Here is a 14,022-nt window from a genome sequence, read left to right on the forward strand (position 1 = left end):
GGCCCGCCCTCAGCGGTAGATGAGTAGTTCCTGCTCCGTCGCGCCCGTCAGTTCGTAGCGGGTCCGTACCAGCGGGCGTCCCGAGTAGATGCGGATCAAGGTCGCCGCGTCCCCGTGGAAGCGGGCCGGCGGCCGGCCCTCGATCTCGTTGCCGAGGTCCACCTCGCCGCCGCCCCGGTCGGCCAGGACCCCGACCAGTCGGGGGGTCTCCCGCTTGCGGCTGGTGACGGAGAGCAGCGGCAGGGCCAGCTCCAGAGCGTCCCCGCAGTAGGCGCCGGGTTCGCCGAAGGCCTCCCGTACGTCTCCGGCGTGGACCCATTCGCCGAGCGCGACGGCGTCGAGCCTGCCGTCCTCCCGCTCGGCGATGACGGGGCCGGCCTCGGTGAGGCCCCGTTCCAGCTCGTCGAGGATGCGGTCGAGCGGCCAGTCCTCCCGCTCGGCCACGTCGCAGGCGTTGGCCTCGGGCAGGAACACGCCCTCCTCCAGACGTCCCTCGACGATCCTGACGAGTGCCGCCCCACAGTGCGCGAGCACCTGCCGGGCGGTCCAGCCCGGGCAGGCCGTGCGGAGCTCGAACGCCTCGGCGGGCGTCCGGCGCAGCAGCGGCATCAGCAAGTCCCGCTCCGTCTTGAGGAGATGGTCCGGGAGCCAGGGATCACGTCTGTCGTGCACGTCGTCGGTACACATCAGTAGCGGTAGTGGTCCGGCTTGTACGGGCCCTCGACCGGGACGCCGATGTACGAGGCCTGCTCCGGGCGGAGGGTCGTGAGCTTGACGCCCAGGGCGGCCAGGTGGAGGCGCGCGACCTTCTCGTCCAGGTGCTTGGGCAGCGTGTACACGCCGGTCGGGTACTCGGCGGTCTTCGTGAAGAGCTCGATCTGGGCCAGGGTCTGGTCCGCGAAGGAGTTCGACATCACGAAGGAGGGGTGGCCGGTGGCGTTGCCGAGGTTGAGCAGGCGGCCCTCGGACAGGACGATGACGACCTTGCCGTCGGGGAAGGTCCAGGTGTGGACCTGCGGCTTGACCTCGTCCTTGACGATGCCGGGGATCCGCGCGAGGCCGGCCATGTCGATCTCGTTGTCGAAGTGCCCGATGTTGCCGACGATGGCCTGGTGCTTCATGCGGGCGATGTCGGACGCCATGATGATGTCCTTGTTGCCCGTGGTGGTGATGAAGATGTCGGCCGTCTCGACGACGTCCTCCAGGGTCGCGACCTGGTAGCCGTCCATCGCGGCCTGGAGGGCGCAGATCGGGTCGATCTCGGTGACGATCACCCGGGCGCCCTGGCCGCGCAGCGACTCCGCCGAGCCCTTGCCGACGTCGCCGTAGCCGAAGACGACGGCGGTCTTGCCGCCGATGAGGACGTCGGTGGCGCGGTTGATGCCGTCGATCAGGGAGTGCCGGCAGCCGTACTTGTTGTCGAACTTCGACTTCGTCACGGCGTCGTTCACGTTGATCGCGGGGAAGAGCAGCTCGCCCTCGCGGTGCATCTCGTACAGGCGGTGGACACCGGTGGTGGTCTCCTCCGTCACCCCGCGGATCCCGGCGGCGATCGTCGCCCAGTCGAGCGGGCTGTTCTCCAGGAGGCTCCGCACGACGGCGAGTTCCTCGTTGGAGGCCTCCGGGAGCGCACCGGTCTTGCGGTACTCCACACCCTTGTGGACGAGGAGCGTGGCGTCGCCGCCGTCGTCCAGGATCATGTTGGGGCCGTCCGCGCCCGGCCAGGTCAGCGCCTGCTCGGTGCACCACCAGTACTCCTCCAGGGTCTCGCCCTTCCAGGCGAAGACCGGGATGCCGGCGGCGGCGATGGCGGCGGCGGCGTGGTCCTGGGTGGAGTAGATGTTGCAGGACACCCAGCGGACCTCGGCGCCCAGCGCGACGAGCGTCTCGATGAGCACCGCGGTCTGCACGGTCATGTGCAGGGAGCCGGTGATCCGGGCTCCGGCGAGCGGCTGCCGCTCGGCGTACTCGCGGCGGATCGCCATCAGGCCGGGCATCTCGTGCTCGGCGAGCGTGATCTCCTTGCGGCCGAACTCCGCGAGACCGATGTCGGCGACCTTGTAGTCGGAAAACACAGCACCGGTGGACTCAGACACGTGCGAGGCTCCTTGAGGCGTGGATGGATCGGTGGATTTCGAGGGCCGCGGTGGACTTGTTGAGCGTGATGTAGTGCAGGCCGGGCGCGCCCTCGTCGAGCAGCCGCTGCCCCATGGCGGTGGCGTGCTCGACGCCGATCCGGTAGGCGGCGGCCGGGTCGTCCTTGGCCGCCTCCAGGCGGTGCGCCAGGTCCTCGGGGAAGGCGGCGTCCGACAGTTCGGCGAAGCGGCGGATCTGCCGTACGTCGGTGGCGGGCATGATCTCCGGGATGATCGGGGTGTCGCAGCCGGCGGCCGCGACCCGGTCGCGCAGCCGCAGGTAGTCCTCGGGGTCGAAGAACATCTGGGTGATCGCGTAGTCGGCCCCGGCCCGGCACTTGGCGACGAAGTGCGCCAGGTCGCTCGCCGGGCCGGACGAGCGCGGGTGGCCCTCCGGGAAGGCCGCCACACCGATCCGGAACTCGCCCAACGACCGCACGAGTTCGACCAGTTCGTACGCGTAGGTGAAGCCGTCCGGGTGCGGGGTCCAGGGGGCGCGCGGATCGCCCGGCGGGTCGCCGCGCAGCACCAGCACGTCCCGTACCCCGGCGTCCGCGTAGGCGCCGATGATCGCCCGCAGCTCGGCGACCGAGTGCCCGACGGCCGTCAGGTGGGCGACGGGCCGCAGGGTGGTCTCGGTGACGATCCGCTTGGTGACCTCGATGGTGCGGTCGCGGGACGAGCCGCCCGCGCCGTACGTCACGGAGACGAAGTCCGGCGCGAGGGCCTCCACCCGCCGGATGGCGTCCCACAGGGTCTGCTCGCCCTTGTCGGTCTTCGGCGGGAAGAACTCGAAGGAAAACGTCTCGCTCACCGGCGGCCTCCCGCGTTGAAGTAGCTGGCCTCCGGGTGGTGCACGACGAAGGCGTCCGTCGACTGCTCGGGGTGCAGCTGGTACTCCTCCGACAGCTCGACCCCGATCCGCTCGGGCCGCAGCAGCTCGGCGATCTTCGCCCGGTCCTCCAGGTCGGGGCAGGCCGGGTAGCCCAGCGAGTAGCGGCAGCCCTGGTACTCGGTGCGCAGCATCCCCTCGATGCCGGCCGGGTCGGCGCCGCCGATGCCCCACTCGGCCCGCACCCGGCCGTGCCAGCACTCGGCCAGGGCTTCGGCCAACTGGACGGACAGGCCGTGCAGTTCGAGGTAGTCGCGGTAGGAGTCGGCGGCGAAGAGCTTCGCCGTCTCCTCCCCGATCCGCGAGCCGACGGTGACGACCTGGAGGGCGACCACGTCGACCTCCCCGGCGTCCTCCGCGCGGAAGAAGTCGGCCAGGCAGAGGCGGCGGCCCCGCTGTTGGCGGGGGAAGGAGAAGCGGGTCCGCTCGCCTCCGTCCTCGTCCAGGACGATCAGGTCGTCGCCCTTGGACACACAGGGGAAGTAGCCGTACACGACGGCCGCTTCGAGGAGGTGGTCCGTCTGCAGCCGGTCCAGCCAGCCGCGCAGCCGCGGCCGGCCCTCCGACTCGATGGTGTCCGCGTCCTTGAGCCCCCACTGGCCCTTGAACAGGGCGGACTCGTCGAGCCAGGAGGCGTATTCGGCGAGCTGGATGCCCTTGACGACCTTCGTCCCGAGGAACGGCGGCTCCGGTACGGGGTTGTCGGCGGCCACGTCGGACCGCCCGGCCGGCTCGGGCTCCCGCACCTGGAGGACGGGGGTCTCGCGCTTCGGCACCCGGCGCTGCTTGAGCTCGGGCAGGGCGGCGCCCGGCACGCCTCGCTTGATCCCCATGAGGGCGTCCATCAGACGCAGGCCCTCGAAGGCGTCGCGGGCGTAGCGGACCTCGCCGCCGTACAGCTCGTGCAGGTCCTGCTCGACGTACGCCCTGGTCAGGGCGGCTCCGCCGAGGATCACGGGGAAGCGTTCGGCCAGGCCGCGGCCGTTCAGCTCCTCCAGGTTCTCCTTCATGATCACCGTGGACTTGACCAGGAGACCGGACATGCCGATGACGTCGGCGCGGTGTTCTTCGGCGGCTTCCAGGATCGCGGAGACCGGCTGCTTGATGCCGATGTTGACGACGTTGTAGCCGTTGTTGGAGAGGATGATGTCGACGAGGTTCTTGCCGATGTCGTGGACGTCGCCGCGGACGGTGGCGAGGACGATCGTGCCCTTGCCGTCGGCGTCCGTCTTCTCCATGTGGGGTTCGAGATACGCCACCGCGATCTTCATGACCTCGGCGGACTGGAGCACGAACGGCAGCTGCATCTGACCCGAGCCGAACAGCTCGCCGACCGTCTTCATGCCGTCCAGGAGGACGTCGTTGACGATCTCCAGGGCGGGGCGCTCCGCGAGCGCCGCGTCCAGGTCGCCCTCCAGGCCGTTCTTCTCGCCGTCGATGATCCGGCGCTTCAGCCGCTCCTCCAGCGGCAGCGCCAGCAGCTCCTCGGCCTTGCCGGCCTTCAGCGACTTCGCCGTGGCGCCCTCGAAGAGTTCCAGGAGCCGCTGGAGCGGATCGTAGCCCTCCCGCCGCCGGTCGTAGATCAGGTCGAGCGCGACCTCGACCTGCTCCGGCTCCAGGCGGGCGATCGGCAGGATCTTCGACGCGTGGACGATCGCCGAGTCCAGGCCGGCCTTGACGCACTCGTCGAGGAAGACCGAGTTCAGCACGATCCGCGCGGCCGGGTTCAGGCCGAAGGAGATGTTGGACAGGCCGAGCGTGGTCTGGACGTCCGGGTGGCGCCGCTTCAGCTCGCGGATCGCCTCGATCGTGGCGATGCCGTCCTTGCGGGACTCCTCCTGACCGGTGCAGATGGTGAACGTGAGGGTGTCGATCAGGATGTCCGACTCCCTGATCCCCCAGTTCCCCGTCAGGTCCGCGATCAGCCGCTCCGCGATGGCGACCTTGGTCTCGACGGTGCGGGCCTGGCCCTCCTCGTCGATGGTCAGCGCCATCAGCGCCGCCCCGTGCTCCCGCGCCAACGACGTGACCTGCGCGAACCGCGACTCGGGCCCGTCACCGTCCTCGTAGTTGACCGAGTTGAGCACGGCCCGGCCGCCCAGCTTCTCCAGGCCCGCCCGCAGCACGTTCACCTCGGTGGAGTCGAGGACGATCGGCAGGGTGGACGCGGTCGCGAAGCGGCCGGCCAGCTCCGCCATGTCGGCGGCGCCGTCCCGTCCCACGTAGTCCACGCACAGGTCGAGCATGTGCGCGCCCTCGCGGATCTGCTCGCGGACCATCTCCACGCAGTCGTCCCAGCGGGCCTCCAGCATGGCCTCACGGAACTTCTTCGACCCGTTGGCGTTGGTCCGCTCGCCGATCGCCAGGTACGAGGTGTCCTGGCGGAACGGCACATGGCTGTAGAGGGACGAGGCGCCCGCCTCCTCGACCGGGGTCCGCGGCTTCACGGCCGCGCCCCGCACCCGCTCGACGATCTCCCGCAGGTGCTCGGGGGTGGTGCCGCAGCAGCCGCCGACCAGGGCCGGGCCGTAGTCCCGTACGAACGCCTCCTGGGCGTCGGCGAGTTCGGACGGCGTCAGGGGGTAGTGCGCGCCGTCCGAGGTGAGCACCGGCAGGCCCGCGTTGGGCATGACGGAGACGGGGATCCGGGCGTGCCGGGACAGGTGCCGCAGGTGCTCGGCCATCTCGGCCGGGCCGGTGGCGCAGTTGAGGCCGATCATGTCGATGCCGAGCGGTTCCAGGGCGGTCAGCGCCGCCCCGATCTCGGAGCCGAGCAGCATGGTGCCCGTCGTTTCGACGGTCACCTGCACGATCAGCGGCAGGTCGAGCCCGACCCAGTCGAGGGCCTGGCGGGCGCCGATGACGGCCGCCTTCGTCTGGAGCAGGTCCTGCGAGGTCTCGATGAGCAGGGCGTCCGCGCCGCCGCGGATCAGCCCCTCGGCGTTCTGCCGGTACGCCTCGCGCAGCGGCTCGTACGTGATGTGTCCGAGGGTCGGCAGCTTGGTGCCGGGGCCCATGGAGCCGAGCACCCAGCGGGGGCGCCCGTCGGCGGCCGTGTGGGCGTCGGCGGTGTCGCGGGCGATCCGGGCGCCGGCCTCGGACAGCTCGTACACCCGGTCCTCGATGCCGTACTCGGCGAGCGCCGCCAGGTTGGCACCGAAGGTGTTGGTCTCCACGCAGTCCACGCCGACCGAGAAGTAGGCGTCGTGCACGGAGGCCACGATGTCGGGACGGGTGACGTTGAGGATCTCGTTGCAGCCCTCCAGCTGCTGGAAGTCGTCCATCGTGGGGTCGGCGGCCTGGAGCATGGTGCCCATCGCCCCGTCGGCCACCACGACCCGCGTGGCGAACTCCTCCCTCAGTGAACGCCTGCCGCTCATCACGTCAGCCCCCTCATGACAGTGCCCTCAAGTGGGTGAGCAGCGAAGCCGTGCAGCCCACTCCGTACGTCGTCCTGATCCGGTCCAGGAGCGGATCCCGGTGCAGCCGGTACTCCTGCGTCCCCACGTAGTCGAGGACGGTCGCGGCGACCGCGCAGCCCAGCTGGGCCGCGCACCGCTCGGGCACGCCCCACAGCGTTCCGGCGAGGAAGCCGGCCCGGAAGGCGTCACCGACGCCCGTCGGGTCGACCACGCCCGCCACCGGCACCGCCGGCACGGCCAGCGGGGCGCGGCCCTCGCCGCGGATCCGCACCCCGGCCTCGGCGTGGGTGGTGATCCAGGTGCCGACGCGGCGCAGCACGTCCGCCTCGGCCCAGCCGGTCTTCTCGTGCAGCAGGGCCGTCTCGTACTCGTTGGTGAACAGGAACCTCGCCCCGTCCACCAGCTCCCGCACCTGCCCGCCGTCGAGCCGCGCGAGCTGCTGCGAGGGGTCGGCGGCGAAGGGGACGCCCAGCTCGCGGCAGGTACGGGAGTGCCGCAGCATCGCCTCGGGGTCGTCCGGGGAGACCAGGACCAGCTCCAGACGCCCGGTCCGGGCGACGACCTCCCGCAGGTCGATCTCGCGGGCCTCGGCCATCGCTCCGGCGTAGAAGGTGGCGATCTGGTTCTGCGCCCGGTCGGTGGTACAGACGAACCGGGCGGTGTGGAGCGACTCGCTGACGCGCACCGAGTCGGTGTCCACACCGTGGTCCTTGAGCCAGATCCGGTACGGCTCGAAGTCGGCGCCGACCGCGCCCACGAGAACGGGGCGCAGGCCGAGCACGCCGAGTCCGAAGGCGATGTTCGCTGCCACTCCGCCGCGCCTGACCTCCAGGTTGTCGGCGAGGAACGACAGGGAGACCCGGTCGAGCCGGTCGGCGAGCAGCTGCTCGCTGAACCAGCCGGGGAAGGTCATCAGATGGTCGGTCGCGATGGATCCGGTGACAGCGATACGCATTCCAGCTCCCCTCAGATCCCCGCGGCCTTCTTCAGCCGCTCCACCCGGTCGGTGCGCTCCCAGGTGAACTCCGGCAGTTCCCGGCCGAAGTGCCCGTACGCGGCGGTCGCCGCGTAGACGGGACGCTTCAGGTCCAGGTCGCGGATGATCGCCGCCGGCCGCAGGTCGAAGACCTCGGACACGGCTTCCTGGATGCGCTCGTCCGGGAGGGTCCCGGTGCCGAAGGTCTCGACGAAGAGACCGACCGGCTCGGCCTTGCCGATCGCGTACGCGACCTGCACCTCGCAGCGCGTGGCCAGCCCGGCGGCGACGACGTTCTTGGCGACCCAGCGCATCGCGTAGGCGGCCGAGCGGTCCACCTTCGACGGGTCCTTGCCGGAGAAGGCGCCGCCGCCGTGGCGGGCCATGCCGCCGTACGTGTCGATGATGATCTTCCGGCCGGTGAGTCCGGCGTCGCCCATTGGGCCGCCGACCTCGAAGCGCCCGGTCGGGTTGACCAGGAGCCGGTAGCCGTCGGACTCCAGTGTCACGCCCTCCTCGACGAGCTCCTTGAGGACGTGCTCGACGACGTACTCGCGCACGTCCGGGGTGAGCAGGCCCTCGACGGAGATGTCGGCGGCGTGCTGCGAGGAGACGACCACCGTGTCGAGGCGGACCGGCTTGTCGCCGTCGTACTCGATGGTGACCTGGGTCTTGCCGTCGGGCCGCAGGTACGGCACGGTGCCGTTCTTGCGGACCTCGGTCAGCCGGCGCGACAGGCGGTGGGCCAGGGCGATCGGCAGCGGCATCAGCTCGGCGGTGTCGTCGCAGGCGTAGCCGAACATGAGGCCCTGGTCGCCGGCGCCCTGCCCGGCGAGCTCGTCCTCAGCGCCTTCGACACGGGCCTCGTGGGCGGTGTCGACGCCCTGCGCGATGTCCGGCGACTGGGCGCCGATGGACACCGACACGCCGCAGGAGGCGCCGTCGAAGCCCTTCGCGGAGGAGTCGTAGCCGATGTCGAGGATCGCGTCGCGGACGAGCTGCGCGATCGGCGCGTACGCCGAGGTGGTGACCTCGCCGGCGATGTGGACCTGACCGGTGGTGATCAGGGTCTCGACGGCGACGCGGGAGGACGGGTCCTGGGCGAGGAGCGCGTCCAGGATGGTGTCGCTGATCCGGTCGGCGATCTTGTCGGGGTGGCCCTCGGTCACGGACTCCGAGGTGAACAGGCGGCGGCTCATGCCTGGGCCTCCGCCGGGGTCTTGAAGAAGTGCTGCTCGATGGCGGCGAGGGTCCGGATGGAGTCGACCTCCAGGGTCTCCATCTGGATCGCGGTGCCGCTCTCCTGCTCCAGCAGGAAGACGAACTCGACGAAGGACAGCGAGTCGATGAGCCGGTTCTCGATCAGGTCGAGGTCGGACGCGATGTCGTCGCGCTCGGGGTGGCGCTCGAGGATCCAGCTCTTCACCGTCTGCAGGCCGTCGGCCATGATTGCTCTCCTTTTAGCTACTGCTGCTGTGAAAGGGGGTGGGGGCGGAAGGGGTGGGGGCGATGATCGGCGCGGCGACCGCGACCGCGTAGTCCACGTCGTGGCTGATGGACACGGTGATCTCGGAGATGCCGGACTCGGCGGCCATGTCGGCCGCGGGCCCGTACAGCTCCACCAGCGGCCAGCCGCCCTCGGAGCGGCGTACGACGATGTCCGGCCAGGGCAGGAACCTGCCGCGGACCCGTAACGTCTTGAAGGCCGCTTCCTTGGCCGCGATCCGCCCGCACAGGCTCAGCACGTCGAGCCCGCCGGACGTGCGGCAGTCGTCGAGTTCACCGGGGGTGAGCATCCGCTCGAAGAACTTCTCCCCGTACTGCGCGAGAAGCCTGCGGACACGGTTGACGGACACGATGTCCATGCCGAGGTTCGCCCAGCCCAGGCCGCCCGCCGGCGGTGCCACGGGACGGGCCGTCACGTCAGATCACCGGCCCGGCCGCGGGACTCGCATCGGCCCGCAGACGGGCGTTCGCGTCGAGCACCGCCTGGGTGGCGGACTCCCAGCTGCCGTGGCGCCGGGTCAATGCCGACAGCCAGCGCTCCAGACCGAAGGCGACACAGCTGGTGAAGGCCGGACCGCCGGTCGACTCCAGGGTGATGTCGCAGCGGTCGCCGAAGAAGTTCCGGTGCGTGTTGACCGAGGCGATGGCCAGGTCCTCGTACAGGAACTCGTACTTCACCGGCGTGAGCCGCTGGAGCACGGCCTTCGACGTCCCCTTGTCGAAGAAGGGGTCGCAGGCGGCCTCCTTGCGCAGCGGCAGGTCGAGCGCCGCCGCGAAGGCGTGGATACGGGCGGTGAAGCCGGCCAGGTGCTGCTCGGCGTGCTGCTGCGCGCCGATGGCCACGATCTCCCGCATGCGGAAGCCGAGTTGGCGCCGCATTCCCTCGTAGTGCGTCTCCTTGCGGTAGCACCAGGAGCAGATCGTGACGAGGGTGTCGTCGGCGACCCGGTGGCCCTGGTGCGTCAGGTAGACGGCGTAGCAGGACGCCGAGGGCAGTCCGAGCGCGGCCGGTTCGAGCGCGGCGGTCGGAAAGCGGCCGGTGTCGGCGGAGATGGGGTCGGTCGTCCGTCGCTCCAGGTCGAGCGAGGTGGCGACGACGGCCTGGTGGGGGAAGTTGTCGTAGTAGTCCAGCTTGGCCAGTTCGGCGGCCGGCAGCAGCGGGGGCATGGTCATCGGGTGGGCGCCCGCGGCCACTCCCCAGCCTTCGAAGGTGTCGTCGAGGAGCCGCAGCAGGCGGGTCCCCTCGGGGCCCATCGTGGGCAGGCCCCTGGTCTCCCCGACGGTCTCGGGGCTCGTCAAGGTCATGGTCTCGTCACCTCTCGGGTGGGAGGTCTCCGGGAAGGTCCGGGCTCACGCGGGGTCCGGTCTCCGGGGAGGCCTCCTGGGCGGGTTCAGACGACGGGCAGCGTGTCGTCGGTGAAGATCCCGGTCTTCAGGAAGAAGGACAGCGGCTTGCGGATCGCCTTGCGCTCGTGCGGGCGGCGGCGCTCGTCGGCGACGAGCGAGTTGCGCAGCGCGAGCGGGTCGGGGATGCCGGCGTCCCGGTACACGTGGGGGTTGTAGAGCGAGTTGGTGCTGTAGACGACGTACCGCTTGAGGTACGCCTCGACCTCCCGGACCCGCTCCGCGCTGACGGCCTGGCACATGCGCTGGAACAGCAGCGAGACCAGCTCGCGGCCGAAGGCGATGTGCCGGGACTCGTCCTGGTGGTGGATGCGGTTGACCTCGCGGATGGTGTGGCACAGGGAGGCGTCCCTGGCCATCCGGGAGTTGTAGTGGTCGACCAGCTCCTCGAAGAACAGGATGCGGGTGAAGACCAGGAAGTTCTCGACCTCGGGCTCCCAGGCGGCGTCGGCGCGCATGGCGGTGGAACCGTAGATCTTGTTGCCGTAGCGCCGGCAGAACTCGGAGAAGAACCACATGTGTTCGTTCTCCTCACCGATGAAGTGGTGGAAGAAGTCCGAGGGGACCTCGAAGCCGGGCATGTGGATCCGGCCGACGACCTCGATGAGCAGCTCGCGGATGCCGTGCACATTGAGGCTGTAGAAGTTGATGGACTCCCACTTCGACAGGCGCTGAAGCGTTTCCTCACCGAGGGTGTCGAAGTGCTCGGTGCCGTAGACGGTGAGCAGCTCCGGCGTCATCCAGTAACGGTTCTCCTCCAGCGTCTCGGGCCACTGGAAGGTCTGGTACGGGTTGTAGTAGTCCTCGACGGAACGCTCGCTGAGACGCTCCAGGACCTCCATGAACCGGTCGGTGACGGGCAGCGGGGCGGTGACGCCCATGGTGTGACTCCTCGGGACTCGTGGGGCGATGGGCTCGGGGGGCCGGACGGGACCCGGGGAGCCACAGGGCCGGACTGTCGGGGCGGGAAACCCTCAGGGCCGGTCTGTCGGGGGAGGGTCCCTCAGGGACGGACCTCGTAGACCGCGTTGACCGGGGTCTCGGTGGCGCGCCGCCAACGGGTGAAGCCGGCCTCCTCCGCGATCGCGCGGAAGGCCTTCTCGCCGGAGTGGTTGCCGAGCGCGTGCGGGCCGCGCTGGGCGACGGCGACGGGCAGGCACATCACGGCGGACAGGGCCATGAACATGCGGGCCGCGGGGGTCTGGGTGTCGATGTCGGCGGGCGACACGTTCGACTCGACGAGCATCCAGGTGCCGTCCGCGTCGAGCGACTTGAGCACGTGCTGGGCGGCGGCGACCGGGTCGCCCATGTCGTGCAGGGCGTTGAAGAAGCAGACCAGGTCGTAGCCGGTGCCCGGGTAGTCGTCGGCGGACGCGACCTCGAAGACGACCCGGTCGGACAGGCCGGCCTCCTCGGCGAGCTGCCGGGCGATGCCGATGGCCTCTTCGGAGTAGTCGAAGCCGTGCACGGTGGCGTTCGGGAAGGCCTTGGCGATGAGCAGCGTGGTGTGGCCGACGCCGCAGCCGACGTCCACGACGGTGCCGCCGGCGCCCAGCTTGTCGGTGACCTCGTGCAGGGCGGGCAGCCAGTCCGGGACCAGCTTGTGCTCGTAGGTCGGCTGGAAGAAGGAGCCCATGCCGGTGTCGAGGGCCGCGTCGTGCTCGGCCCAGCCGACGCCGTCGCCCGTCTTGTACGCCTCGGCGAGCAGGTCCTCGGTGGCGTACAGCGCCTTGAGGGCGGTGAAGAAGCCGGCGGCGAAGGTGACGGCGGTGGGGTCGGCCAGCACCTCGACGTGGTCGGCGGGCAGCGTGTACGTGAGCGAGCTCGGGTGCCGCTCGACGTACCCGGCGGAGAGCTGGGCGTGCAGCCACTCCTCGATGTACCGCTCGTTGGTGCCGGTCTTCCCGGCGAGCTCGCCCGCGGTCAGCGGGCCGTGCTCGGCGAGCGCCTTGTACAGGCCGAGCCGCTCGCCGAGGGCGACGGTGAGTCCGCGCACGGCCGCGCCGGCGTCGGTGATGACTCTCTGGTGGAAGTCCTGGGCGCTCATGCGGCCGTCTCCTCCTCGTATCCGGGCAGGTCGCAGGTGAACAGGAAGGAGCGGGGCACGCGGGGCACGTTGCGGGCCGGGACCGGGTAGGGCCAGCGGTCGAAGTCGGCGCCGGGCTCACCCGGCTGCCTGACCTCGCGCACGGCCCAGCCGCAGGCGTCGAGCAGCGCCTCGGGCTCCTCGGTGCCGAAGAGCCACGGGTTGCCGTCCTCCTTCAGCGCGTTCATGAAGGTGCGGGCGAGCGGGTTCTCCAGGGCGGCCCTGGAGATGACGTCGCCGAGCAGCACGGAGCCGGGCGCCGCGTGCGCGGAGAGCGTCGAGATGAGGGTCCGCACGGCCTCCTCCGGCAGGAAGAAGAGCAGGCCCTCGACGACCCACAGCACGGGCTCGTCGCTCTTCCATCCGGCCTCCTTCAGGGGGCCGGTCCAGTCCTGGGTGAGGTCGACCGGGATCGGGACGCGGGTGCGGCCGGCCGGCAGCGGCTCGTCCTTCAGCATCTCGGCCTTGGCCTCCAGGAGGGCCGGGCGGTCGAGCTCGTAGACGGTGACGCCGTCGGGCCAGGGCAGCCGGAAGAACCGGGTGTCCATGCCGGCGGCGAGGAAGACCACCTGGCGGATGCCGCGCTCCTGCACCGCCGCGACGATCGCGCGGTCCAGGTAGGTGGTGCGGATGGCGAGGAACGGCACGATGCCGCCCCCGTCGTAGCGTTCGAGCAGTTCGAAGCCGATCTGGTCGGCGACGGTGCGCGCGTACGGATCGGCGAACAGCCGGTCCTCGCGCTCGGTCTCCAGGGCGCGCGCCGCGGCGGTCCACTGGGCGGTGCGGGATACGGCCTCCACAGGAGGTCCCCCTTCACTTGGATTGCGGGCGATACGGGTGACGCGGGCGGTGCGGGTGACGTGGGAGGTGCGGGCGGTGCGGTTGACGCGAGCCGCACTCGCCGCGCGTGCTGTACGGACGGCCGTGCTGTACGGACGGCCGTGCTCAGTCGCGGACCGACCTGTTCAGGTCCAGGTCAGGCGCTCATGGCCACTGCGGGGGCGGTCTCCTCGGCGCGCGCGTGCGTGCGCGGGCGCGCGCAGCACCCGACGGGGTCCTCGGCCGCGGGCATCGACGACAGATGGCCGGCCTCGGTCCCGGCGGGGCGGCGCCGGAAGATGCTGTGCAGGATCATGCTGAACACGGCCGTCCCGTCGGCGCCCACCAGCGTGCAGCGCGGTTTGACGGTGCCGCTGGTGGGGTTGAACGGCGACGGGGTGGCGCCAAGGATCTCCACCCGTGCCGTGAGGACGTCGCCCGGGCGCACGGGGCGCAGGTAGCGCACCTCGTCGATCCCGGGCGAGCCCATACAGAAGCTGTAGGCGAGCAGGCCGTCGACGTAGCGCCGCATGAACATCGACTGGGTGTGGAAGCCGCTGGCGATCAGGCCGCCGAACTGCGATTCCGCCGCGAGCTCGGGGTCCGTGTGGAAGGGCTGCGGATCGAAGCGCCTGCCGAACTCCAGCACCTCCTCCGCCGTGACGGTGACGGTGCCCAGCTCGTGGATGTCGCCGGGCCGGAAGTCCTCGAAGTAGCGCATCACGCGCCCCCCTTGACCTAGGAGTGGTCGTTCCTGTCGTTCCTTTGTTCCTTGGCACTAC

Annotated in this window: 13 protein-coding genes; all 13 read right to left on the bottom strand. The window is 70.6% G+C overall.

The window, feature by feature from the left end:
• Positions 1-9: 9 nt before the first annotated feature.
• Positions 10-687 carry a maleylpyruvate isomerase family mycothiol-dependent enzyme gene (locus ACZ3ZE_RS18375; protein ID WP_361165209.1) on the bottom strand — a complete coding sequence of 226 codons (678 nt, stop codon included), beginning with the start codon at positions 685-687 and terminating at the stop codon, positions 10-12.
• Positions 687-2,096 (bottom strand): adenosylhomocysteinase, encoded by a 1,410-nt coding sequence (gene ahcY / locus ACZ3ZE_RS18380; protein WP_467259756.1) that lies wholly within the window; start codon positions 2,094-2,096, stop codon positions 687-689. Before ahcY ends, ACZ3ZE_RS18375 begins: the two co-directional genes overlap by 1 nt.
• A complete protein-coding gene (gene metF, locus ACZ3ZE_RS18385; protein WP_361165206.1) occupies positions 2,089-2,949 on the bottom strand; it encodes a methylenetetrahydrofolate reductase [NAD(P)H] in 861 nt (286 codons plus the stop codon). Before metF ends, ahcY begins: the two co-directional genes overlap by 8 nt.
• Positions 2,946-6,407 (bottom strand): methionine synthase, encoded by a 3,462-nt coding sequence (gene metH, locus ACZ3ZE_RS18390; protein ID WP_361621072.1) that lies wholly within the window; start codon positions 6,405-6,407, stop codon positions 2,946-2,948. The genes metF and metH overlap by 4 nt, the downstream gene beginning before the upstream one ends.
• A 13-nt stretch (positions 6,408-6,420) precedes the next feature.
• Positions 6,421-7,404, bottom strand: a complete 984-nt coding sequence (locus tag ACZ3ZE_RS18395) for a carbohydrate kinase family protein (RefSeq protein WP_467259758.1) — start codon at positions 7,402-7,404, stop codon at positions 6,421-6,423.
• Between the two features lie 11 nt (positions 7,405-7,415).
• Positions 7,416-8,624, bottom strand: coding sequence for a methionine adenosyltransferase (gene metK / locus ACZ3ZE_RS18400; RefSeq protein WP_361165197.1), 1,209 nt, complete (start codon positions 8,622-8,624; stop codon positions 7,416-7,418).
• Positions 8,621-8,872: a phosphopantetheine-binding protein gene (locus tag ACZ3ZE_RS18405; RefSeq protein WP_132911903.1), complete on the bottom strand. Its 252-nt coding sequence runs from the start codon at positions 8,870-8,872 to the stop codon at positions 8,621-8,623. The genes metK and ACZ3ZE_RS18405 overlap by 4 nt, the downstream gene beginning before the upstream one ends.
• A 13-nt stretch (positions 8,873-8,885) precedes the next feature.
• The gene (acpS, locus tag ACZ3ZE_RS18410; RefSeq protein WP_123955185.1) at positions 8,886-9,347 is read right to left on the bottom strand and encodes a holo-ACP synthase; all 462 of its coding nucleotides are present in this window, start codon (positions 9,345-9,347) and stop codon (positions 8,886-8,888) included.
• Position 9,348: 1 nt separating this feature from the next.
• Positions 9,349-10,236, bottom strand: coding sequence for a class-II aminoacyl-tRNA synthetase family protein (locus ACZ3ZE_RS18415; protein WP_467259760.1), 888 nt, complete (start codon positions 10,234-10,236; stop codon positions 9,349-9,351).
• Between the two features lie 86 nt (positions 10,237-10,322).
• Positions 10,323-11,216, bottom strand: a complete 894-nt coding sequence (locus tag ACZ3ZE_RS18420; protein ID WP_361165190.1) for a diiron oxygenase — start codon at positions 11,214-11,216, stop codon at positions 10,323-10,325.
• 122 nt (positions 11,217-11,338) lie between these two features.
• On the bottom strand, positions 11,339-12,382 hold the full coding sequence (locus ACZ3ZE_RS18425) for a class I SAM-dependent methyltransferase (RefSeq protein WP_361621066.1): 1,044 nt from the start codon (positions 12,380-12,382) through the stop codon (positions 11,339-11,341).
• Positions 12,379-13,221 (bottom strand): class I SAM-dependent methyltransferase, encoded by an 843-nt coding sequence (locus tag ACZ3ZE_RS18430; protein ID WP_361165184.1) that lies wholly within the window; start codon positions 13,219-13,221, stop codon positions 12,379-12,381. The genes ACZ3ZE_RS18425 and ACZ3ZE_RS18430 overlap by 4 nt, the downstream gene beginning before the upstream one ends.
• A 176-nt stretch (positions 13,222-13,397) precedes the next feature.
• Positions 13,398-13,961, bottom strand: a complete 564-nt coding sequence (locus ACZ3ZE_RS18435) for a MaoC family dehydratase (protein WP_361165181.1) — start codon at positions 13,959-13,961, stop codon at positions 13,398-13,400.
• Positions 13,962-14,022: the final 61 nt, after the last annotated feature.

Source organism: Streptomyces sp. NPDC023157 (genome assembly GCF_055560575.1).

Bases quoted from the DNA above. Each gene is read 5' to 3' on its own strand.
- ACZ3ZE_RS18375 (WP_361165209.1), bottom strand. From the start codon at position 687: ATGTGTACCGACGACGTGCACGACAGACGTGATCCCTGGCTCCCGGAC.
- metH (WP_361621072.1), bottom strand. From the start codon at position 6,407: ATGAGCGGCAGGCGTTCACTGAGGGAGGAGTTCGCCACGCGGGTCGTG.
- ACZ3ZE_RS18395 (WP_467259758.1), bottom strand. From the start codon at position 7,404: ATGCGTATCGCTGTCACCGGATCCATCGCGACCGACCATCTGATGACC.
- metK (WP_361165197.1), bottom strand. From the start codon at position 8,624: ATGAGCCGCCGCCTGTTCACCTCGGAGTCCGTGACCGAGGGCCACCCC.
- ACZ3ZE_RS18405 (WP_132911903.1), bottom strand. From the start codon at position 8,872: ATGGCCGACGGCCTGCAGACGGTGAAGAGCTGGATCCTCGAGCGCCAC.
- ACZ3ZE_RS18415 (WP_467259760.1), bottom strand. From the start codon at position 10,236: ATGACCTTGACGAGCCCCGAGACCGTCGGGGAGACCAGGGGCCTGCCC.
- ACZ3ZE_RS18420 (WP_361165190.1), bottom strand. From the start codon at position 11,216: ATGGGCGTCACCGCCCCGCTGCCCGTCACCGACCGGTTCATGGAGGTC.
- ACZ3ZE_RS18425 (WP_361621066.1), bottom strand. From the start codon at position 12,382: ATGAGCGCCCAGGACTTCCACCAGAGAGTCATCACCGACGCCGGCGCG.
- ACZ3ZE_RS18435 (WP_361165181.1), bottom strand. From the start codon at position 13,961: ATGCGCTACTTCGAGGACTTCCGGCCCGGCGACATCCACGAGCTGGGC.